The following is a 22,319-nucleotide window of genomic DNA, read 5'->3' as shown; positions in this document are numbered from 1 at the left end:
ACGTGATTGATAAAACCGCCTTTATTCATCCTACTGCCATTGTTGAAGACGGTGCTGTTATTGGTGCCGGTGCTCACATTGGTCCCTTTTGTATTGTCGGCCCCCATGTGGAAATTGGTTCTGGTACGGTTCTGAAATCCCATGTTGTTGTTAACGGTCATACGAAGATTGGCTGTGACAATGAGATTTACCAGTTTGCTTCAATTGGCGAAGTGAATCAGGACCTTAAATACGCAGGTGAACCAACGCGTGTGGAAATTGGTGATCGCAATCGCATTCGTGAAAGTGTCACTATTCACCGTGGAACAGCACAGGGTGGGGGATTAACTAAGGTGGGCAGCGATAACCTGTTGATGATCAATGCGCATATTGCGCATGATTGCACTGTGGGAAATCGCTGTATCCTTGCAAATAATGCAACACTTGCCGGGCATGTTTCCGTTGATGATTTCGCGATTATTGGCGGGATGACGGCTGTGCACCAATTCTGCATTATTGGCGCTCACGTCATGGTCGGTGGTTGTTCTGGTGTTGCTCAGGACGTACCACCGTATGTGATAGCGCAGGGGAACCATGCAACTCCATTTGGTGTGAATATTGAAGGCCTGAAACGCCGCGGCTTCAGCCGTGAAGCAATTACGGCAATTCGCAATGCGTACAAGCTACTGTATCGTAGTGGTAAAACTCTGGAAGAAGTGAAGCCAGAAATTACTGAACTGGCAGCTAAAATTCCTGAAGTTGCATTATTCACCGAGTTCTTTGAACGCTCGACACGTGGTTTAATTCGTTAAATGAAACCCGCTCGTCCCCTCACTATTGCCATGGTCGCCGGGGAAACCTCCGGCGATATTCTTGGTGCAGGTCTGATAAAAGCTTTAAAAGCCCGGCACCCTGATGCCCGCTTTGTTGGGGTCGCAGGGCCACGCATGCAGGCCGAAGGCTGTGAAGTTTGGTATGAAATGGAAGAGCTGGCCGTTATGGGCATCGTTGAAGTATTAGGGCGTTTACCGCGCCTGCTTCATGTCCGTGCCGACCTGACCCGGCGTTTCAGTGAACTCAGGCCAGATGTGTTTGTGGGTATCGATGCACCAGATTTCAATCTCACACTGGAAGAGCGCCTCAAACAGCGTGGAATACGCACCGTTCATTATGTCAGCCCTTCAGTGTGGGCATGGCGGCAAAAGCGTGTATTCAAAATAGGGCGGGCAACAGATATCGTTCTGGCGTTTCTGCCATTTGAAAAAGCCTTTTATGACCGTTACTCGGTGCCATGCCGGTTTATTGGGCACACAATGGCGGATGCGATGCCGTTAGACCCGGATAAGCTGGCTGCGCGTAAAACATTGGGTCTGGATCCGCAAGCGCGGTGCCTGGCGTTATTGCCAGGAAGCCGTCATGCCGAAGTATCAATGCTGAGTGCTGATTTTATTGCTACAGCGCAGTTACTTCGTAAGCGTTGGCCTAATCTTGAAGTTGTCGTGCCGCTGGTTAATGCTAAACGCCGCGCTGAGTTTGAAGAGATTAAACAGCGCGTTGCTCCTGATTTTCCGCTCCATTTACTGGACGGGCAGGCACGCGAAGCCATGGTCGCCAGTGATGCCGCATTACTGGCCTCAGGTACTGCTGCACTGGAATGCATGCTGGCAAAATGCCCAATGGTTGTCGGGTATCGCATGAAACCGTTCACTTTCTGGCTGGCCAAACGCCTGGTGAAAACACAGTATGTCTCGCTGCCTAATTTGCTGGCCGGGCGCGAGCTGGTGCCGGAATTACTGCAGGATGAATGCCAGCCAGAAAAACTGGCGCAGGCATTAATTCCCATGCTGGAAGGTGGCGATGAGAGTAAGCATTTGCATGACACCTTCCGGGCATTACATGAGCAAATCCGGTGCAATGCGGATGAGCAGGCAGCACAGGCTGTACTGGAGTTAGTTCAATGAGTGAATTTATCTACCCGCATACACACAGAGTGGCGGGGGTTGATGAAGTGGGTCGGGGCCCACTCGTTGGGGCAGTGGTGACCGCCGCTGTTATCCTCGATCCCGCCCGCCCAATATCAGGACTGGCGGATTCGAAAAAATTATCTGAAAAGCGCCGCTTGTCACTGTACGACGAGATTGTTGATAAGGCTCTTGCCTGGAGCCTCGGTCGTGCTGAACCAGCAGAAATAGACTCGCTAAATATTCTTCATGCCACCATGCTTGCGATGCAGCGTGCTGTAGCCGGTTTGAGCATTTCACCTGAGTATGTATTGATAGACGGTAACCGTTGCCCGGTATTGCCTGTGCCTTCAATGGCAGTCGTCAAAGGTGACAGCCTGGTGGCGGAAATCAGTGCCGCTTCCATTCTGGCAAAAGTAACCCGCGATAAAGAAATGGTCGAACTGGACTTACAATATCCAGAATATGGGTTTGCTCAACATAAAGGCTACCCGACAGCTTATCACCTTGAAAAATTGGCGGCCCTGGGTGCGACAGAGCATCATCGCCGCAGTTTTGCCCCAGTCAAAAGGGCTCTGGGTCTGGCCTGAAACACGGCCTGCCCATTGAGACCATTAACCGGATAAAGAGATGGCTGAACCACGTTTTGTCCACTTACGGATACACAGTGATTACTCGATGATTGATGGCCTGGCGAAAGTCGGGCCGTTGGTCAAAAAAGCTGCGTCACTCAACATGCCTGCAATGGCCATTACGGATTTCACCAACCTGTGTGGTCTGGTGAAATTTTATGGTGGCGCGCATGGCGTTGGCATGAAGCCTATTGTTGGCGCTGACCTGCAAATGACCAGTGAGATCAGTGGCGATGAAATGACGCAACTGACAGTGCTGGCTGTCAACAATACCGGTTATCAAAACCTGACATTGCTTATTTCTCATGCTTACCAGCGTGGTTATGGTGATGCAGGCCCGTGGATTGACCGCGAGTGGCTGGTTGAGTTGAGTGAAGGGCTGATTATCCTTTCCGGTGGGCGCATGGGAGAGGTGGGCAAAGCGATACTGCGCGGTAATGATGTTCAGGTTGAGCAGAGCCTGGCTTTCTGGAAACAGCATTTTCCGGACCGGTTCTACCTTGAATTGATTCGCACTGGTCGCCCCGATGAAGAAAGCTATTTGCATGCAGCTGTGAAGCTTGCAGAGCAGCATGGTTTGCCTGTTGTCGCAACCAATGATGTCCGTTTCCTGGAAGCATCAGACTTTGATGCCCATGAGATTCGTGTCGCCATTCATGATGGTTTTACACTCGATGACCCCAAACGCCCGCGCCTCTATTCTTCGCAGCAGTACATGCGTAGTGAAGACGAAATGTGCGAGTTGTTCGCCGATATTCCGGAAGCGCTGGAAAACAGCGTAGAAATTGCGAAGCGCTGCAATGTCACGGTGCGCCTTGGCGAATATTTCCTGCCTCAGTTCCCAACCGGTGATATGTCCACTGAGGACTTCCTGGTTAAAAAATCTCACGAAGGTCTTGAAGAGCGCCTTGCTTTCTTGTTCCCGGATGAAGAAGAGCGCCAGAAACTCCGGCCTCCTTATGATGAACGCCTGGAAACAGAACTCAAGGTTATCAACCAAATGGGGTTCCCGGGTTACTTCCTGATAGTAATGGAGTTTATCCAGTGGTCGAAAGATAACGGCGTTCCCGTTGGCCCTGGCCGTGGTTCAGGTGCGGGCTCACTGGTGGCATATTCACTGAAGATTACCGACCTCGACCCTCTGGCGCTGGATTTGCTGTTTGAACGTTTTCTCAACCCAGAACGTGTTTCCATGCCTGACTTCGACGTCGATTTTTGTATGGAAAAGCGTGACCGGGTCATTGACCACGTTGCGGACATGTACGGGCGTGATGCGGTTTCGCAGATAATCACATTCGGTACCATGGCAGCCAAAGCGGTTATTCGCGATGTTGGCCGTGTGCTTGGGCACCCGTATGGCTTCGTGGACCGTATTTCGAAACTGGTTCCACCAGACCCGGGGATGACCCTCGCCAAAGCATTCGAGGCAGAACCCCAGCTACCAGAAATTTATGAAGCGGATGAAGAAGTTCGTGCGCTGATTGATATGGCACGTAAGCTGGAAGGTGTCACACGTAATGCCGGGAAACATGCGGGTGGCGTGGTCATTTCACCCACCAAAATTACCGATTTTGCACCATTATATTGTGATGAACTGGGTGGTCACCCGGTTACGCAGTTTGATAAAAGCGATGTTGAATATGCCGGCCTGGTGAAGTTCGACTTCCTGGGCTTACGCACACTGACCATCATCAACTGGGCGATGGAAATGATCAACGCCCGCCGGGAGCGTGAAGGCCTGCCGCCATTAGATATTGCGGCGATTCCGCTTGATGATAAAAAAAGTTTCGATATGCTGCAGCGCTCAGAAACAACTGCGGTATTCCAGTTGGAATCCCGTGGTATGAAAGATCTGATTAAGCGCCTGCAGCCTGACTGCTTCGAAGACATGATAGCCCTGGTGGCACTGTTCCGGCCCGGGCCGCTGCAGTCCGGCATGGTGGATAACTTCATTGACCGTAAACACGGCAGGGAAGAAATATCCTATCCTGATGTTCAGTGGCAACATGAAAGCCTGAAGCCAGTTCTTGAACCGACTTATGGCATCATCCTGTATCAGGAACAGGTGATGCAGATAGCGCAGGTTCTCTCTGGGTATACCCTGGGCGGCGCAGATATGCTGCGGCGTGCCATGGGTAAGAAAAAACCAGAAGAAATGGCCAAACAACGCGGTACCTTCGAAGACGGTGCAAAAAAGAATGGCGTTGACGGCGAACTGGCAATGAAAATCTTTGACCTGGTGGAGAAATTCGCCGGTTATGGGTTTAACAAGTCACACTCCGCGGCTTATGCACTGGTGTCGTATCAGACGCTCTGGCTCAAGGCTCATTATCCCGCTGAGTTTATGGCGGCAGTGATGACAGCTGATATGGACAATACCGATAAAATTGTCGGGCTGGTGGATGAATGCTGGCGGATGGGGCTCAAAATTCTGCCACCAGATATAAACTCTGGTCTTTATCACTTCCATGTGAATAATGACGGGGAAATTGTGTATGGCATTGGCGCTATCAAGGGTGTGGGTGAAGGCCCGATTGAAGCCATTATTGAAGCGCGCAATGAAGGGGGCTATTTCCGCGAGTTGTTCGACTTGTGCGCCCGTACCGATACTAAGAAGTTAAACCGGCGAGTGCTGGAGAAACTGATTATGTCGGGGGCGTTCGACCGGCTGGGCCCACACCGGGCTGCGCTGATGAACTCTCTCGCCGATGCTCTTAAAGCTGCAGACCAGCATGCCAAAGCTGAAGCCATTGGCCAGGCAGATATGTTTGGTGTACTGGCGGAAGAGCCTGAGCAGGTGGAGCAGTCTTATGCCAGTGTAACACCCTGGCCTGAACAGGTTGTTCTGGATGGCGAGCGTGAAACCCTTGGGCTATACCTTACCGGGCACCCAATTAATCAGTATCTGAAAGAAATTGAGCGGTATGTTGGAGGGATGCGCCTGAAAGATATGCACCCGACCGAGCGTGGTAAAGTTACCACTGCTGCAGGTTTGGTGCTTGCTGCGCGGGTTATGGTCACCAAGCGAGGCAACCGTATTGGTATTTGTACTCTGGATGACCGTTCTGGTCGCCTGGAAGTGATGTTATTTACCGATGCTCTGGACAAATACCAGCAATTGCTGGAAAAAGACCGTATTTTGATCGTCAGCGGACAGGTCAGCTTTGATGACTTCAGCGGGGGGCTTAAAATGACCGCCCGCGAAGTCATAGATATTGACGAAGCCCGGGAAAAATATGCACGTGGGCTTGCTATCTCGCTGACGGACAGGCAAATTGATGACCAGCTTTTAAACCGTCTCCGCCAGTCACTGGAACCCCACCGTTCGGGGACCATTCCGGTACATCTCTATTATCAGAGGGCGGACGCACGTGCGCGGTTACGCTTTGGGGCAACGTGGCGTGTATCTCCGAGTGATCGTTTACTTAACGATTTACGTGGCCTTATTGGCTCGGAGCAGGTGGAACTGGAGTTTGACTAAAACAGGAATATTATGAGTCTGAATTTCCTTGATTTTGAACAGCCTATTGCAGAGCTGGAAGCGAAAATCGATTCCTTGACCAGCGTAGGCCGTCAGGATGAAAAACTGGATATAAATATCGACGAAGAAGTTCACCGTTTGCGCGAAAAAAGCGTGGAACTGACGCGTAAAATCTTCGCTGATTTGGGGGCCTGGCAAATTGCACAGCTCGCCCGTCATCCTCTGCGTCCTTATACTCTGGATTATGTTCGCCTGGCGTTCGATGAGTTTGATGAGCTGGCCGGTGACCGTGCTTATGCTGACGACAAAGCGATTGTCGGTGGTATTGCGCGTTTAGATGGCCGCCCGGTGATGATTATTGGTCACCAGAAAGGCCGTGAAACCAAAGAGAAGATCCGCCGTAACTTTGGTATGCCGGCACCTGAAGGTTACCGCAAAGCATTGCGCCTGATGGAAATGGCTGAGCGCTTCAATATGCCCATTATTACCTTCATTGACACACCCGGTGCTTATCCTGGTGTGGGGGCAGAAGAGCGTGGGCAGTCTGAAGCGATTGCCCGTAACCTGCGCGAAATGTCTCGCCTGAAAGTGCCTGTTATCTGCACAGTCATTGGTGAAGGTGGTTCAGGCGGCGCACTGGCAATTGGTGTTGGCGATAAAGTCAACATGTTGCAATACAGCACCTATTCTGTGATTTCACCGGAAGGTTGTGCCTCGATTCTGTGGAAAAGTGCGGATAAAGCCCCACTGGCTGCAGAGGCGATGGGGATTACCGCACCACGTCTTAAAGAACTGAAACTGATAGACAGTGTGGTTGCCGAACCTTTGGGCGGGGCTCACCGTAACCCTGAAACCATGGCGGAATCACTGAAAGCGCAACTGATTGCTGATCTTGCTGATTTAGACGTGTTAAGCAAAGATGAGTTACTCGACCGTCGTTATCAGCGTTTGATGACCTACGGTTACGCTTAATTAACCGTTTGTCTTAAAGGGCCGCTTAGCGGCCCTTTTTCGTTTCAGGAATCAGGCAGCCTGGTTATGCTTACACAAAGGAATAAGCAAAGAGGTAACTGTGAATATTATCGCTATCATGGAAACGCATGGTGTGTTTTATAAAGAAGGCCCATTGCGTGAACTGGCCGATGCCCTGCGCCAGCACAATTTTCAACTTATCTTCCCAGGAAGCAGTGCTGACCTACTGAAATTGCTTGAGCATAATCCACGCATTTGTGGTGTGGTGTTTGACTGGGATGACTACGGCCTGGAGTTGTGCCCGGAAATCAACCAACTGAACGAACATTTGCCTCTGTATGCGTTCATCAATACGCATTCCACGTTAGATGTCAGTACCAATGAAATGCGCATGGCATTGTGCTTTTTTGAATACACCCTTGGAGTGGCACATGATATTGCTCAGCGTATTGTTCAGTACACTGATGAATATCTTGATGCCATTACTCCCCCTTTTACCAAAGCGCTGTTTACTTATGTCAAAGAAGGGAAATACACATTTTGTACCCCGGGCCATATGGGGGGAACAGCTTATCAAAAGAGCCCTGTTGGGTGCCTGTTTTACGATTTCTTTGGTGAGAATACCTTAAAGGCTGATGTCTCCATCTCTGTTACTGAACTGGGCTCTTTATTAGACCATTCCGGGCCGCATTTAGAGGCGGAAGAGTATATTGCCCGCACCTTTGGTGCCGAGCAGAGCTATATGGTCACAAACGGGACATCCACTTCGAACAAAATTGTTGGCATGTATGCAGCACCTGCTGGCAGCACAGTGCTGGTTGACCGTAACTGCCATAAATCCCTGACGCATTTGCTGATGATGAGCGATATCGTGCCACTCTGGTTAAAGCCGACACGCAATGCTCTGGGAATCCTGGGTGGTATTCCGCAGTCACAATTTTCACATGAGAGTATTCAGGGCAAAGTGGAGCTAACGCCTGGTGCGAGCTGGCCTGTTCATGCTGTGATAACCAACTCAACTTATGATGGCTTGTTGTACAACACCAACTGGATCAAGCAAACACTGGATGTTCCGTCTATTCATTTTGATTCAGCCTGGGTGCCCTATACCCAGTTCCACCCAATTTATAGTGGAAAAAGTGGAATGAGTGGGGAGCGGGTTCCGGGCAAGGTCTTTTTTGAAACGCAGTCCACACACAAAATGTTGGCCGCACTTTCTCAGGCATCGCTGATTCATATTAAAGGTGACTATGATGAAGAAACCTTTAACGAAGCATACATGATGCATACTTCCACATCGCCCAGTTACCCCCTGGTGGCTTCCATTGAAACCGCTGCGGCCATGTTGCGGGGCAATCCCGGTCGGCGGTTGATCAATCGCTCTGTTGAACGGGCCCTGCATTTTCGCAAAGAGATTAAGCGCCTGCGAGAAGAAGCGGATGGGTGGTTTTTTGATATCTGGCAGCCAGAAGATATCGATGAAGCAGACTGCTGGCCCATAGAGCCCGGGGATAGCTGGCACGGTTTTCGCGATGCCTGCCATGCTCATATGTACCTTGATCCCGTGAAGGTCACGATCCTCACGCCGGGTATGGATCAACAAGGGACTATGGCGAGCGAAGGGATCCCTGCTGCACTGGTTGCCAAGTTTCTTGATGAACGCGGTGTGGTGGTGGAAAAAACGGGTCCGTATAATCTGTTGTTTCTGTTCAGTATTGGTATTGATAAAACCCGGGCGATGAGTTTGTTGCGTGGCCTGATGGAGTTCAAGCGTGCTTATGACCTGAATCTGCGGGTGCGTAACATGCTGCCAGACTTGTATGCCCAGGCGCCTGATTTTTATCGTAATATGCGGATTCAGACACTGGCGCAAGGGATCCATGGACTTATCCAACAGCATGAGCTGCCACGCCTGATGTTAAGTGCGTTTGATGTTCTGCCCGAGATGGCGCTGACACCCCATCAAATGTACCAGCAACAGTTACGCGGTAATGTAGAAACGGTGGAAATTGAGAAACTTGCCGGTCGAGTTTCGGCAAATATGATCTTACCTTATCCTCCTGGCGTTCCCGTTGTTATGCCTGGGGAACGTATTACTGACGAAAGCAGGGGAGTGCTGGACTTTCTGCTAATGCTTTGTTCCATAGGTAAACATTACCCGGGCTTTGAAACGGATATTCATGGGACGAGGACTGGAGAAGACGGCGTCTACCGTGTGCGGGTGTTAAAAGAGTAACAGGCATTTTCACGCTGAAAGAAAGGGATAATGACATTATGCTGGCTATTAAACGCATTCATCATATTGCGATAATTGCTTCCGACTATGCGGCAAGTAAGCAATTTTATTGCGACATTCTGGGTTTTACTCTGCTTGCGGAGGTCTACCGTGAAGCGCGGGACTCATGGAAGGCCGACCTCGGTTTGAACGGGCAGTATGTTATTGAGCTTTTCTCATTCCCTTTTCCACCTGCCCGGCCTTCAAGGCCTGAAGCCTGTGGTTTGCGCCACCTGGCGTTTGCTGTAGATGATATTCAGGCGGCCGTGAGTGTGCTGCAGAACAAAGGGGTAACCTGCGAACCAGTGAGAACAGATGAGTTCACCGGGAAACGGTTCACTTTTTTCAGTGACCCGGATGGGTTACCCCTCGAACTTTATCAGAGTTAATTACTGTGGCGAATGACAGTATGACGGCCATGTTACCTGGCCCTTTATTTTCCTTGTCTGACCTTGGCGCTCACCGCCACTTCCTGGTCGGTTTCAGTGGCGGGCTGGATTCGACAGTGCTGCTCCACCAACTGGTTGCACTGCGTGCTGAAAACCCGGCGTTATCTGTTCGGGCGGTACATGTGCACCATGGCTTAAGCGCTCACGCTGATGCCTGGCTGGCACATTGCAGGCAATTATGCCAGGTGTGGGGTGTTGAGTTCATTGCCTGCCATGTGATTGTATCCCCTGGTGGTAAAGGGGTCGAAGCAGCGGCGCGGGAAGCGCGGTATCAGGCGATTGAAACAGTTCTTACTCCTGGCGAAGCATTACTGACTGCTCAGCACCTTGACGACCAAAGCGAGACTTTCTTACTGGCATTGAAGCGAGGTAGCGGGCCTGCCGGTCTTTCTGCCATGCCGCGAGAAATGCAGTTTTCCGGCCATACACTACTGCGCCCGTTATTATCACTTTCACGTACTGAGCTGGAGCATTATGCACAGGCTGCGAAGCTCCACTGGATTGACGATGACAGTAACACCGATACCAGGTATGACCGGAATTTTTTGCGCCTGGCTATCTTGCCTGAACTGAAACAGCGCTGGCCCCATTTCCCGCAGGCTGTAGCCAGAAGTGCACAGTTGTGTGCAGAACAGGAACAACTGCTGGATGAACTGCTTGCTGAAGAGCTTGAAGCACTGGTACAGCCTGGAGGTTCATTACAAATTGCACCTCTGAGCACCATGAGCGAAGTGCGGCGTGCTGCAATTTTACGGCGCTGGCTGGCGTATCTTGGCGCAAAAATGCCTTCACGGGAGCAATTAAAGCGGTTGTGGGATGAAGTGGCTATGAGCCGTGAGGATGCCATGCCTTGCCTTCATATAACACCATGGGAAGTTCGGCGTTTTCAGGGGGCGTTATACCTGGTCAAGCCTGCCAGAATTCCACGAGATGCCTGCATTCTCTGGGATAATCCGCAGGAGCCTTTGCAACTACCTGCCGGAGGAGGGCAAGTATATTGCCGCGAGACTCCGGGTAATGGCCTGATGGTGCGGCCAGCAAAAGCAGATGAAACCGTGTCCATTCGTTTTGCGGCTTCCGGGTTATTGCATATTGTCGGGCGGGATAAAGGGCGGGAACTGAAGAAAATATGGCAGGAACTGGGGGTTGCTCCGTGGGAGCGAAAGGCTGTTCCGTTATTGTTTTATAACGAGCAACTTATTGCGGCGGCAGGGTATTTTATTACTCAGCAGGGTGAGCCCGGGCCTGACCAGTGGTACTTTGGCTGGCTGCCTGAATAAATCAGGGCAGCGTTGCTGCCCTGAGAAATTATGAGTCACTGACCACTACAGTGCCAATTTCCGGGTGGCTGAAACTGGCAATTTTATCAAGGCGCAGCTCCTGGCTGCTTCCTCCATCATCCAGCACCAGGTATTCAACGTTTTTACGCGAAATCAGATCCTGTGCCTTTGCTTTTATTACATCACCCGTTTTTAATTCTACGGTCAGCGTCAGGTGATGCTGGCAGGCCAGCTCCAGGTTGTCGTAGTCATCGCAATTGATCGGTTGGTACGCATCATTCATTGACATAATCGCTCACCAGTAAGTTAGCGGCAGCGTAAGCTGCAGGTTCCCTGACAGAATCAGAAAGCGTTTCGTCTGAGGCAATGTTGTTCAACGTTTTCAATACACAACCCAGCGCATCAGGCACATAGCCCAGGTCGCCACTGGCAATTTCTGAGTAACGTCTGCGAATCAAATCACAATATTTTTCCACATACCCTCCAGTCAGCTTTTGGCTACAGACTTATACATGGGATGCCAGTTAAGCCTACGAAGATAAATGCTGTTTCGCAAGGTGACTATAGCATACTCATCTAATTGATATTACCGCGGGCTTATGTAAAGTCACGCATAAATTCATTCGTTTACCTGCGCAAATTAATGCTTTTCGTTACAATGCGCGTCAAGTGTATTTGTGGGGGATGTATGGCATTAAAAGCAACGGTTTATAAGGCTACAGTGAATGTGGCAGACCTGGACAGACACGTCTATCTGGAACAAAACCTTACTCTGGCTCAGCACCCATCGGAAACCCAGGAAAGGATGATGCTTCGTCTGCTGGCCTGGATAATGTATGCCAGCGAATCTTTGCAATTTACCCGTGGTTTATGTGCAGATGATGAGCCTGAACTCTGGTTACGCAATGACTTCGGTGGAATTGAACTTTGGGTAGATTTAGGACTCCCAGAAGAGAAGCGCCTCAAAAAAGCCAATAGTCTTTCAGATAAAGTGGTTTTGTTTGCTTATAATTCCCGGGCAGCACAAGTGTGGTATGAGCAGATGCAAGGCGTAATCAGTGGTTATGCTGATTTAACAGTATGGTATCTGGACGATCAACAACTGGCGCAACTTACTGCGTTGATATCCCGTACGATGTCACTCCAGGCAACGCTTCAGGAAGGTGTTATCTGGTTGTCTGATGGCAACAATAATCTGGAAATACAGCCTCATCAATGGTGAATCACGGATGATTAGACTATCAAATAGTGTTGTTTTACAAGATGAAGAGCTGGATATAACAGCGATTCGTGCTCAGGGAGCGGGCGGGCAGCATGTTAATAAAACATCCACGGCAATTCATTTGCGCTTCAATATTCAGCAATCGTCACTACCTGAGCACTACAAGGCGCGTTTACTGGCTGCCACGCATCACTTAATTACGGAAGATGGCGTAATCATTATTAAATCGCAATCATATCGTAGCCAGCAGATGAACAAAGATGCTGCAATCTCGCGTCTTGTCACATTGATTCGTGAGTTGACCCGGGAAGAAAAGAACCGAAAAAGTACGAAACCAACACGGAAAAGTGTTGAACGCCGGCTGGATAACAAGAATAAACACAGTATTGTGAAAACCTTGCGCAGCAAGGTGCGCCGCTTTTTTGAGTGAGAAACTGGCGGTTTTTTCTAAAATATTGAGAATTTTCAGGCAGTCACCATATCGTTGTTCAGGTATAACGATAATAAAAAACAAAAAATCCTGCTTTTGAGGCAAGTTTAATGCCAGGCGCAAGCCGAAAAGTTACTGGATAAGGAATGAGAAAGTGAGAAAAATTATTATAGCGGTATCTGTTGTGCTGGGCAGTATGCTGGCGCTGTCAGGCTGTAATAACCGTGCTGAGGGCGTTGCTGTCGTACCGGCAGAGTTCAAACCCATGCAACAGAGCTACAAGGGTGTTTTGCCATGTGCGGATTGCGGTGGGATTGAAACCAGCCTGTTTCTGGAAAAGGATGGTTCATGGATTATGCAGCAAGAATATCAGGGGCGCGGCGACGGGGCTGTGACGGCTTCCTGGGGAACCTGGGCAAGAACGGCGAATAAACTGATATTAACAGCTACTGATGGTGAAAAATGGTACTTCCATCCTCAGGGCGATTCACTGGTGATGCTGGATAAACAAGGCGATTCCATTCATTCCTCGTTGAACTATACATTAAAACCGGCTCAGCAGGCGCTTCCCGTGCAACCGATGCCAATGCGGGGTTTGTATAAATATATGGCTGATACCGCTACGTTTACCGATTGTGCGACGGGTAAGCGGTTTTCTGTCGTCAGCAATATCGCGCTGGAAAGAGGTTACAGGGCAAATCGCAAGCCTGATATGGAGCCAGTTTTAGTGGTGTTGGATGCACATTTTACACGGGAGCCTAACCCCGATACCGGTGTAATGCATATTGCGCTGGTGGCAGATTCTGAGGGGATTTTTAAACCCAATACGGGCTGTAGTACAACAGCTCAACAGTGACAGTTAGATGTAATACGTAATATACGTAATAAAAGAAAAGCCCTGCGATTTCTCAACAGGGCTTTTTAGTCAGTAATCAGGTTTTAGCCTTTGATCTGGCTGACGAGGTAATCGAGAACTTCGCCAACTTTAATCATTTTCTTCTCACCTTCACGGCGATATTTGTATTCGATATCGTCGCTGTCCAGGTTACGGTCGCCGATAACAACCGTATGCGGAATCCCAATCAATTCCATATCGGCAAACATAACGCCCGGGCGTTCTTTACGGTCATCCAGAAGCACTTCAATACCCTGAGCGCGCAATTCGTTATACAGGCGTTCAGCAACTTCCTGAACCCGGAAAGATTTGTGCATGTTCATTGGCAGAATTGCAACCTGGAAAGGTGCAATGGCTTCAGGCCAGACAATACCGCGCTCATCGTTATTCTGTTCAATTGCAGCTGCCACTACACGTGTTACACCAATACCGTAGCAACCCATTGTCAGCGTCTGGTTACGGCCATCTTCACCCTGGACAGAGGCTTTCAGCGCAGCTGAATATTTGGTACCTAACTGGAAGATATGCCCCACTTCAATACCACGTTTGATAAGCAAAGTACCCTGGCCATCCGGGCTTGGATCACCTTCAACGACATTACGGATATCGGCAACAGCAGGCAGCGCGACATCACGCTCCCAGTTGATACCGAAGAAGTGTTTACCATCAATGTTCGCACCAGCGGCAAAATCACTCATTGCTGCCACGCTACGGTCAACAACTACCGGTATTGGCATGTTCACCGGGCCAAGGGAACCCGGGCCTGCTTTAACAATTGCACGAATTTCTTCTTCTGTTGCAAAAGTCAGTGGGCTGGCAACCAGCGGTAACTTCTCGGCTTTAACTTCATTCAGCTCATGGTCACCACGCACCAGCAGAGCAACCAGTGGGTGTTCGCTGTCTTCAGTGGCTTTTACCAGCAGTGTTTTGACGGTTTTTTCTACAGGTAAATTAAACTGCTCTACCAGCTCTGCAATAGTTTTCGCATTCGGAGTATCAACGGTGCTCATAGCCTGAGAAGGCGCAGCACGTTCTGTGGCCGGAGCTACGGCTTCTGCCAGCTCAATGTTAGCGGCAAAATCAGACTCGGTAGAGAAAACAATATCGTCTTCACCGCTTTGTGCCAGGACCTGAAACTCATGAGAAGCACTGCCGCCAATTGAGCCGGTGTCAGCCTGAACAGCACGGAAATCCAGCCCCATACGGGAGAAAATCTTGCTGTACGCCTGGTACATGGTGTCGTAAGTTTCTTGCAATGATTCCTGAGTGGTGTGGAACGAATAAGCATCTTTCATGATAAATTCGCGTGAACGCATGACACCAAAACGGGGGCGCACTTCATCACGGAATTTGGTTTGGATCTGGAAGAAGTTGAGCGGTAATTGTTTGTAGGAGCTCAACTCGTTACGAACCAGGTCGGTAATCACTTCTTCATGCGTTGGGCCTAATACAAACGGGCGCTCACCACGGTCAACAAAACGCAGTAATTCCGGGCCATATTGTTCCCAACGGCCACTTTCCAGCCAGAGGTCAGCGGGCTGGACAACGGGCATAGACACCTCGATAGCACCGGCATTATTCATCTCTTCGCGCACGATGTTTTCGACTTTCTTCAGAACGCGTAAACCGGTGGGCAACCAGGTGTACAAACCGGAGGCCAGCTTACGAATCATACCAGCACGGAGCATCAACTGATGGCTGATGACTTCGGCGTCGGCGGGTGTCTCCTTAAGAGTGGAGAGCAAGTATTGGCTAGTACGCATGTTGTTACGGTTCCAGTTGAACAAAGGTTTCAGGCACAATGCCTGATATAAAAAGTGGTTTAGTTTACCAGTGTGGGCCAGATGTCAAAAGGGTGAACAGTGAAATTAGCGCGGCTCCAGCGCGAAGACTTCAGCGCCAGCCCCGGTTATTCGCCAGCGAACGTTGAAGCCTGCCAGCAATACTGCATAGGTTTTGCCTGGCGCCTCCGATTTTCGGTAAGCAGGGCGGGGATCCTGGGACAGAACCTCAACAATAAAACGTTCTAAGTCAGGGGAGTGTGATGCCAGGTGGTGCAACTGCTCCCTGACCTGGGTGGTAAAGGTTATGGCAAGAGCAGCCGCTGGCTCCGTCTGCGCATAACCAGCACGGGCATCCGGTATGGATTCAGCAAAAGGCAGATAGGGTTTGATATCAATAACGGGGGTTCCATCAACCAGATCCAGCCCGCCGAGGTGCAAAATCACTTTCTGACCCTGGCATTCCACACGTTTAAGAGCCACCAGAGACTGCCCTACCGGATTTGGCCTGAAAGTTGAGCGTGTGGCGAAAACGCCCATACGCGTATTCCCCCCCAGCCGGGGAGGACGCACTGTGGGACGCCAGCCGTTTTCCATTGTTTGGTGAAAAACGAATATCACCCATAAATGGCTAAAGTTTTCCAGGCCGCGAACAGCCTCTGCCTGATTATAAGGGGGGAGAAGGTGTAATTCCCCTCCCATGGCATTTACCAAACCGGGTTGCCGCGGAACAGCAAATTTTTCCTTATATGGGGAGTGAATAACCCCTATCTGGTTAAGCTCGAAAACGCTCATCTGGCGTTATTTCTCAGAAACCTGTAACGCTGAACCCTGGCATACGGCCTGGCGGTAACACCCGGGAGTACCGCTGGTAACTTCGCAGCTATGCAGCAAAACCGCGTTGGCTTTCATTTTCGAAGCATTAATTTGCATACGCTTGCGTGCTGTTGGGATATTGGGCGGAGAATCCTGGCTACTTGACTGGCAGGATTCCCCAGAGACTTCGCCTAAATCGCGGAAGGGTTTACCCACCAGTGCCGTTGCGTCTGTGTAAATCTGAACAGGTGCCGCGTGGCTCACTTTGGGTTGAGTATGTTCTGTTTTCGGCGGCGTTACGGTGCTTTCAACAGGTTCTACAGGGGATCTATTTAACAATGAGCAGCCGCTGAGAAGACTCGCAAGCGCAATTAAACAGACCGGTAAAGCACGCATAATAATTCCTCGGTAAAAGTGAAAACGGAATAGTTAAAACGGCTGTTATTGAAGCAAGCTATGGCACAAATAACAAGACGGGCTTGCGCCCGTCCTGTAATTATTTGTTTGTTGCCTGAGAAAGTCTTACCAACCTTTCACCGCGCCGCCGTTAAAAATCTTGTTCGCAGCTTCAGCAACTTCATCTGATTCATATGCTTTAACGAATTTTTTCACGTTCTCAGCATCTTTATTATCTTCACGAGCCACAATCAGGTTCACGTACGGAGAATCTTTATCTTCAACAAAGATACCGTCTTTTTCCGGTGTTAAACCAATCTGGCTGGCATAAGTGGTATTGATAACAGCAAGAGCGATTTGCGCATCATCCAAAGAACGTGGCAATTGCGGCGCTTCCAGTTCGACAATCTTCAGGTTTTTCGGGTTTTCGGTGATATCCAGTACGGTCGGCAACAGGCCAACACCATCTTTGAGTTTAATCAGACCCACTTTTTGCAGTAACAGCAAGGAGCGGCCCAGGTTAGTCGGGTCGTTCGGTACGGCGACTTGAGCGCCATCCTGCAGTTCACTGAGGGATTTGATTTTTTTAGAGTAACCGGCAATCGGGTAAACAAAGGTGTTACCGACTGGAACCAGTTTATAACCACGGTCTTTAATCTGCTGATCAAGATACGGTTTATGCTGGAACGCATTGACGTCGATGTCGCCTTTGCTCAATGCTTCATTAGGCAGCACGTAATCGTTGAAGGTAACCAGCTCAACATCCAGACCATATTTTTCTTTAGCGACTTTCTGTGCAACTTCGGCAACTTGTTGTTCAGCCCCGACGATAACACCGACTTTAATGTGATTAGGATCTTTTTCTTCCTGACCACAACCCACCAGAGCTAAAGAACCGATTAATGCGCCAATTGCTGCAAAGGTTCTGAATTTAAAAGACATATCCTTTCCTTACTTATATACAGTCGTGTTGATTATGTAATTACTTGTGAGTCACAGCCCGGACGATACGATCGCCACAGAATTGAATCAGGTATACCAGCAGTACCAGCAGTACCAGTACGGTATTCATAACAGTAGCATCATAACCGATATAGCCGTACTGATAACCAATCTGCCCAAGACCGCCAGCACCTACAGCGCCGCCCATTGCGGAATAACCGACCAGGGTTATCAGAGTGATAGTAGCGGCATTAACCAGTCCTGCCAGTGCTTCAGGGAGTAAAACTTTACGAATAATTTGCAGCGGCGTTGCACCCATTGCTCGTGAAGCTTCAATTAACCCTGACGGAATTTCCAACAAGGCGTTTTCAACCATACGGGCAATAAATGGTGCGGCGCCAACAGTCAGTGGAACAATAGCAGCCTGAAGGCCAATTGATGTGCCAACAATCAGGCGCGTAAATGGAATCATCCACACCAGTAAAATAATAAAAGGAATGGAGCGGAAAATATTCACCAGTGCAGAGATCGAGCGATAGAGTTTCCCGTTCTCAAGGATTTGTCCTGGGCGTGTAATATAAAGCAGTACGCCGACAGGGAGCCCGAGCACAAAGCCAAAAAAGCCTGAGACGAATGTCATCGCAAGGGTTTCCCAGACACCGCGAACCATCAACCACATCATTGCTTCAGACATAACCCAGTACCTCAATTTTCACATGATGTTGTTGTAAATAAGCGATGGCTGCAGCGGTATCGGCACTTTCTCCATGCATTTCGGTCAGCATAATGCCGAACTTAACTCCACCGGCATAATCCATTTGCGCACTAATAATGTTGTTGTTCACATTAAAACGACGAGCTGTTTCAGATAAAAGCGGTGCATCTACAGACTGGCCAGTAAACTCAAGCCTCAGCAGTGGGACAGTATCGCCATTGCTGGTGGGCGACAGGCGCTGCACGTAGTCATCCGGAATATCCAGGTGCAACGTAGACTGGATAAATTGTTGTGCCAGCGGTGTTTTAGGGTGAGAGAACACTTCACTGACGGTGTCTTGCTCAATCAGCTCACCATTACTAATAACCGCTACGCAATCACAAATACGCTTCACCACGTCCATTTCGTGGGTGATGAGTAAAATGGTCAGGCCCAGGCGGCGGTTGATATCTTTCAGCAGTTCCAGAATAGCGCGTGTTGTTGCCGGGTCTAGCGCACTGGTTGCTTCATCGCACAGCAGAACTTTAGGGTTACTGGCCAGAGCCCTGGCAATAGCAACACGCTGTTTTTGCCCACCAGATAAATTGGCAGGGTAGACATCTTTCTTCTCGCTGAGCCCTACAAGCTCCAGCAATTCTGTCACACGAGTGTTAATCGCATCGCGAGACAGGCCATCAAGTTCAAGTGGCAGCGCGATATTCCCGAAAACAGTACGGGAGGAAAGCAGGTTAAAGTGCTGGAAGATCATGCCAATCTGGCGGCGGGCTTTGGTCAGTTGTGTGGCAGACAGCGCAGTCAAATCCTGGCCATCAACCAGAACGCTACCTTGTGTTGGGCGCTCAAGCAGGTTCACGCACCGTATTAAGGTACTCTTACCCGCACCGGATGCGCCGATGACGCCGTAAATTTGCCCGGCAGGAACGTGCAGAGACACATCTTTCAGTGCCTGTATCGTGCGGTTCCCCTGCTGGAACTCTTTGGTGATGTTAGACAGTTTAATCATTAGTGTAATTGTTATCTTATAAAAGTAAGCCGTGGCATTTTATTCTGCCCGATACACCCTCGGGCATCGATGGATATGGATGTTAAGGCATCCAGACGTCTAAATCAATCTAAGTCATCAGGCAAATGTTGTCGCGAAGGAAACGTGCGATAATAGCGCCACTTTATTTCGTCAGGAGTCTTCAGGTGGCCCAAACTGTACCCGCAATCTTTCTGGATCGTGATGGCACGATTAATGTCGATCACGGCTATGTCCATGAAATCGATAAATTTGAATTCATTGATGGTGTGATTGAGGCACTACGTGAGTTAAAAGCAATGGGGTTCGCCCTTGTTTTGGTAACTAACCAGTCTGGTATTGCCCGGGGCATATTCAGCGAAGCACAGTTTGAACAACTTACTGAATGGATGGACTGGTCGCTGGCAGACAGAGGTGTTGACCTGGATGGCATCTATTATTGCCCGCACCACCCGGAAGGCACTGTAGATGAATACCGCCAGCAATGTGATTGCCGCAAACCACAACCCGGTATGCTGATTTCTGCTCGTGATTATCTGCATATAGATATGGCTGCATCTTATATGGTAGGTGATAAAGCTGAAGATATGCAGGCTGCACAGGCGGCTGGTGTTGGAACAAAAGTGCTGGTGCGTACTGGTAAGCCTGTTACGCCTGAGGCGCAGGCTATGGCTGATATGGTGGCAGACAGCCTTGCAGACTTACCAAAACTGATTAAAAAACGCTGAAATGACTAAAAGGTGAGCGGTTGGAATTTTTTTTGTGTTTTCCGCTTGCCATCCCAAAACATGGCCCTATAATGCGCCTCCATCGACACGGCGGCACGCTTCACTGAGTGCAGTAAGCCGGGAAGATAAAGAGAAAAAATCCTGAAAAATTGGGTTGACTCTGAAAGAGGAAAGCGTAATATACGCCACCTCGCGACAGCAGGCAGAATGCCGGGTCGCACTGCTCTTTAACAATTTATCAGACAATCTGTGTGGGCACTCATAAGCACTGATATCTTAACGTCGAAAGACGCTAAAAATTATCAAGTCTTAAAGAGTGACTAACAGTTAATTCATTACGAATAAACAGTTTAATTCTTTGAGCATCAAACTTTAAATTGAAGAGTTTGATCATGGCTCAGATTGAACGCTGGCGGCAGGCCTAACACATGCAAGTCGAGCGGTAACAGGAAGAAGCTTGCTTCTTTGCTGACGAGCGGCGGACGGGTGAGTAATGTCTGGGAAACTGCCTGATGGAGGGGGATAACTACTGGAAACGGTAGCTAATACCGCATAACGTCGCAAGACCAAAGAGGGGGACCTTCGGGCCTCTTGCCATCGGATGTGCCCAGATGGGATTAGCTAGTTGGTGAGGTAACGGCTCACCAAGGCGACGATCCCTAGCTGGTCTGAGAGGATGACCAGCCACACTGGAACTGAGACACGGTCCAGACTCCTACGGGAGGCAGCAGTGGGGAATATTGCACAATGGGCGCAAGCCTGATGCAGCCATGCCGCGTGTATGAAGAAGGCCTTCGGGTTGTAAAGTACTTTCAGTCAGGAGGAAGGTGGTGAACTTAATACGTTCATCAATTGACGTTACTGACAGAAGAAGCACCGGCTAACTCCGTGCCAGCAGCCGCGGTAATACGGAGGGTGCAAGCGTTAATCGGAATTACTGGGCGTAAAGCGCACGCAGGCGGTCTGTCAAGTCGGATGTGAAATCCCCGGGCTCAACCTGGGAACTGCATTCGAAACTGGCAGGCTAGAGTCTCGTAGAGGGAGGTAGAATTCCAGGTGTAGCGGTGAAATGCGTAGAGATCTGGAGGAATACCGGTGGCGAAGGCGGCCTCCTGGACGAAGACTGACGCTCAGGTGCGAAAGCGTGGGGAGCAAACAGGATTAGATACCCTGGTAGTCCACGCCGTAAACGATGTCGACTTGGAGGCTGTGCCCTTGAGGCGTGGCTTCCGGAGCTAACGCGTTAAGTCGACCGCCTGGGGAGTACGGCCGCAAGGTTAAAACTCAAATGAATTGACGGGGGCCCGCACAAGCGGTGGAGCATGTGGTTTAATTCGATGCAACGCGAAGAACCTTACCTGGTCTTGACATCCAGAGAATCCTGCAGAGATGCGGGAGTGCCTTCGGGAACTCTGAGACAGGTGCTGCATGGCTGTCGTCAGCTCGTGTTGTGAAATGTTGGGTTAAGTCCCGCAACGAGCGCAACCCTTATCCTTTGTTGCCAGCGGTTAGGCCGGGAACTCAAAGGAGACTGCCAGTGATAAACTGGAGGAAGGTGGGGATGACGTCAAGTCATCATGGCCCTTACGACCAGGGCTACACACGTGCTACAATGGCGCATACAAAGAGAAGCGAACTTGCGAGAGTAAGCGGACCTCATAAAGTGCGTCGTAGTCCGGATTGGAGTCTGCAACTCGACTCCATGAAGTCGGAATCGCTAGTAATCGCGGATCAGAATGCCGCGGTGAATACGTTCCCGGGCCTTGTACACACCGCCCGTCACACCATGGGAGTGGGTTGCAAAAGAAGTAGGTAGCTTAACCTTCGGGAGGGCGCTTACCACTTTGTGATTCATGACTGGGGTGAAGTCGTAACAAGGTAACCGTAGGGGAACCTGCGGTTGGATCACCTCCTTACCTTAAAGATACGGTCTTTTGCAGTGCTCACACAGATTGTCTGATGAAAAGAAAAACGGGCAGTAAAACTTCTGCAGGCTTGTAGCTCAGGTGGTTAGAGCGCACCCCTGATAAGGGTGAGGTCGGTGGTTCAAGTCCACTCAGGCCTACCAAATTCCCTTTCATACTGCGTTGCAAAAACGCTCGCATAGTTTACTATGCGTCGCCTTTTCGCGTCTTGTCTGAAAGCGAATTATCGGTATCAGAAAGTTGCCAAACGATGGGGCTATAGCTCAGCTGGGAGAGCGCCTGCTTTGCACGCAGGAGGTCTGCGGTTCGATCCCGCATAGCTCCACCATCCCTGTCCGTTAACAATAGTTCAGAGTGTACTGAATCAGTATGCTGTGAAGTATTATGCTCTTTAAAAATCCGGAACAAGCTGAAAATTG

20 protein-coding genes, 2 tRNA genes and 1 rRNA gene are annotated in these 22,319 nt (G+C 49.8%); 15 read left to right on the top strand and 8 right to left on the bottom strand.

Annotation, left to right across the window (positions count from 1 at the left end; translation table 11 throughout):
- The first annotated feature begins 2 nt into the window (after positions 1-2).
- From lpxA to tilS, 8 genes are all read left to right on the top strand, one after another.
- Positions 3-791, top strand: coding sequence for an acyl-ACP--UDP-N-acetylglucosamine O-acyltransferase (lpxA, locus tag DT73_RS06735; RefSeq protein WP_036105995.1), 789 nt, complete (start codon positions 3-5; stop codon positions 789-791).
- Positions 792-1,940 (top strand): lipid-A-disaccharide synthase, encoded by a 1,149-nt coding sequence (lpxB, locus tag DT73_RS06730; RefSeq protein WP_036105992.1) that lies wholly within the window; start codon positions 792-794, stop codon positions 1,938-1,940.
- Positions 1,937-2,530: a ribonuclease HII gene (gene rnhB / locus DT73_RS06725; protein ID WP_036105989.1), complete on the top strand. Its 594-nt coding sequence runs from the start codon at positions 1,937-1,939 to the stop codon at positions 2,528-2,530. Before lpxB ends, rnhB begins: the two co-directional genes overlap by 4 nt.
- Before the next feature lie 40 nt (positions 2,531-2,570).
- On the top strand, positions 2,571-6,053 hold the full coding sequence (gene dnaE / locus DT73_RS06720; protein ID WP_036105986.1) for a DNA polymerase III subunit alpha: 3,483 nt from the start codon (positions 2,571-2,573) through the stop codon (positions 6,051-6,053).
- Positions 6,054-6,065: 12 nt separating this feature from the next.
- The gene (gene accA, locus DT73_RS06715) at positions 6,066-7,025 is read left to right on the top strand and encodes an acetyl-CoA carboxylase carboxyl transferase subunit alpha (RefSeq protein ID WP_036105984.1); all 960 of its coding nucleotides are present in this window, start codon (positions 6,066-6,068) and stop codon (positions 7,023-7,025) included.
- A 100-nt stretch (positions 7,026-7,125) separates the two neighbouring features.
- Positions 7,126-9,261: a lysine decarboxylase LdcC gene (locus DT73_RS06710; protein ID WP_036105981.1), complete on the top strand. Its 2,136-nt coding sequence runs from the start codon at positions 7,126-7,128 to the stop codon at positions 9,259-9,261.
- Positions 9,262-9,299: 38 nt separating this feature from the next.
- Complete coding sequence (locus DT73_RS06705) at positions 9,300-9,689, top strand: VOC family protein (protein WP_036105978.1); 390 nt, start codon at positions 9,300-9,302, stop codon at positions 9,687-9,689.
- Positions 9,690-9,718: 29 nt separating this feature from the next.
- On the top strand, positions 9,719-11,029 hold the full coding sequence (gene tilS, locus DT73_RS06700) for a tRNA lysidine(34) synthetase TilS (RefSeq protein ID WP_051691306.1): 1,311 nt from the start codon (positions 9,719-9,721) through the stop codon (positions 11,027-11,029).
- Between the two features lie 28 nt (positions 11,030-11,057).
- Here tilS and rof read toward each other — a convergent pair whose 3' ends face one another.
- Both rof and DT73_RS06690 read right to left on the bottom strand, forming a co-directional pair.
- Positions 11,058-11,318, bottom strand: coding sequence for a Rho-binding antiterminator (rof, locus tag DT73_RS06695; protein WP_036105976.1), 261 nt, complete (start codon positions 11,316-11,318; stop codon positions 11,058-11,060).
- Positions 11,305-11,505, bottom strand: coding sequence for a YaeP family protein (locus DT73_RS06690; RefSeq protein ID WP_036105974.1), 201 nt, complete (start codon positions 11,503-11,505; stop codon positions 11,305-11,307). Before DT73_RS06690 ends, rof begins: the two co-directional genes overlap by 14 nt.
- A gap of 212 nt (positions 11,506-11,717) precedes the next feature.
- Here DT73_RS06690 and DT73_RS06685 point away from each other — a divergent pair, with 212 nt between their 5' ends.
- From DT73_RS06685 to nlpE, 3 genes are all read left to right on the top strand, one after another.
- Positions 11,718-12,251, top strand: coding sequence for a YaeQ family protein (locus tag DT73_RS06685; RefSeq protein ID WP_036105972.1), 534 nt, complete (start codon positions 11,718-11,720; stop codon positions 12,249-12,251).
- A gap of 7 nt (positions 12,252-12,258) precedes the next feature.
- On the top strand, positions 12,259-12,681 hold the full coding sequence (gene arfB, locus DT73_RS06680) for an alternative ribosome rescue aminoacyl-tRNA hydrolase ArfB (RefSeq protein WP_036105968.1): 423 nt from the start codon (positions 12,259-12,261) through the stop codon (positions 12,679-12,681).
- Positions 12,682-12,835: 154 nt separating this feature from the next.
- Positions 12,836-13,537, top strand: coding sequence for an envelope stress response activation lipoprotein NlpE (gene nlpE, locus DT73_RS06675; protein WP_036105965.1), 702 nt, complete (start codon positions 12,836-12,838; stop codon positions 13,535-13,537).
- 83 nt (positions 13,538-13,620) lie between these two features.
- On the opposite strand, the gene proS is transcribed toward nlpE, so the two are convergent.
- The 6 genes from proS to metN form a co-directional block, all read right to left on the bottom strand.
- Positions 13,621-15,339: a proline--tRNA ligase gene (gene proS, locus DT73_RS06670; RefSeq protein WP_036105962.1), complete on the bottom strand. Its 1,719-nt coding sequence runs from the start codon at positions 15,337-15,339 to the stop codon at positions 13,621-13,623.
- A 105-nt stretch (positions 15,340-15,444) separates the two neighbouring features.
- Positions 15,445-16,152: a tRNA (N6-threonylcarbamoyladenosine(37)-N6)-methyltransferase TrmO gene (gene tsaA / locus DT73_RS06665; RefSeq protein WP_036105959.1), complete on the bottom strand. Its 708-nt coding sequence runs from the start codon at positions 16,150-16,152 to the stop codon at positions 15,445-15,447.
- 6 nt (positions 16,153-16,158) lie between these two features.
- On the bottom strand, positions 16,159-16,569 hold the full coding sequence (gene rcsF / locus DT73_RS06660; RefSeq protein WP_036105956.1) for an Rcs stress response system protein RcsF: 411 nt from the start codon (positions 16,567-16,569) through the stop codon (positions 16,159-16,161).
- Between the two features lie 126 nt (positions 16,570-16,695).
- Positions 16,696-17,511, bottom strand: coding sequence for a MetQ/NlpA family lipoprotein (locus DT73_RS06655; protein WP_036105953.1), 816 nt, complete (start codon positions 17,509-17,511; stop codon positions 16,696-16,698).
- A 40-nt stretch (positions 17,512-17,551) separates the two neighbouring features.
- Positions 17,552-18,205: a methionine ABC transporter permease MetI gene (locus DT73_RS06650; RefSeq protein ID WP_036105950.1), complete on the bottom strand. Its 654-nt coding sequence runs from the start codon at positions 18,203-18,205 to the stop codon at positions 17,552-17,554.
- Positions 18,198-19,229 (bottom strand): methionine ABC transporter ATP-binding protein MetN, encoded by a 1,032-nt coding sequence (gene metN / locus DT73_RS06645; protein WP_036105947.1) that lies wholly within the window; start codon positions 19,227-19,229, stop codon positions 18,198-18,200. Before metN ends, DT73_RS06650 begins: the two co-directional genes overlap by 8 nt.
- Before the next feature lie 185 nt (positions 19,230-19,414).
- Between metN and gmhB the strand changes: the two genes are divergently transcribed.
- The 4 genes from gmhB (at position 19,415) to DT73_RS06625 (ending at position 22,228) form a co-directional block, all read left to right on the top strand.
- Entirely contained in the window at positions 19,415-19,975 is a 561-nt protein-coding gene (gmhB, locus tag DT73_RS06640) for a D-glycero-beta-D-manno-heptose 1,7-bisphosphate 7-phosphatase (RefSeq protein ID WP_036105944.1), read from the top strand.
- 374 nt (positions 19,976-20,349) lie between these two features.
- A 16S ribosomal RNA gene (locus DT73_RS06635) occupies positions 20,350-21,891 on the top strand.
- Positions 21,892-21,966: 75 nt separating this feature from the next.
- Positions 21,967-22,043: transfer RNA gene (locus DT73_RS06630), tRNA-Ile, on the top strand.
- Positions 22,044-22,152: 109 nt separating this feature from the next.
- Positions 22,153-22,228 (top strand) — tRNA-Ala (locus DT73_RS06625).
- Positions 22,229-22,319 lie beyond the last annotated feature (91 nt).

Source organism: Mangrovibacter sp. MFB070 (assembly GCF_000705335.1).
In the GTDB taxonomy this organism is placed as follows: domain Bacteria; phylum Pseudomonadota; class Gammaproteobacteria; order Enterobacterales; family Enterobacteriaceae; genus Mangrovibacter; species Mangrovibacter plantisponsor.
Note: the sequence above shows the minus strand (reverse complement) of the source record. Positions and strands in the feature narration are given on the sequence as shown.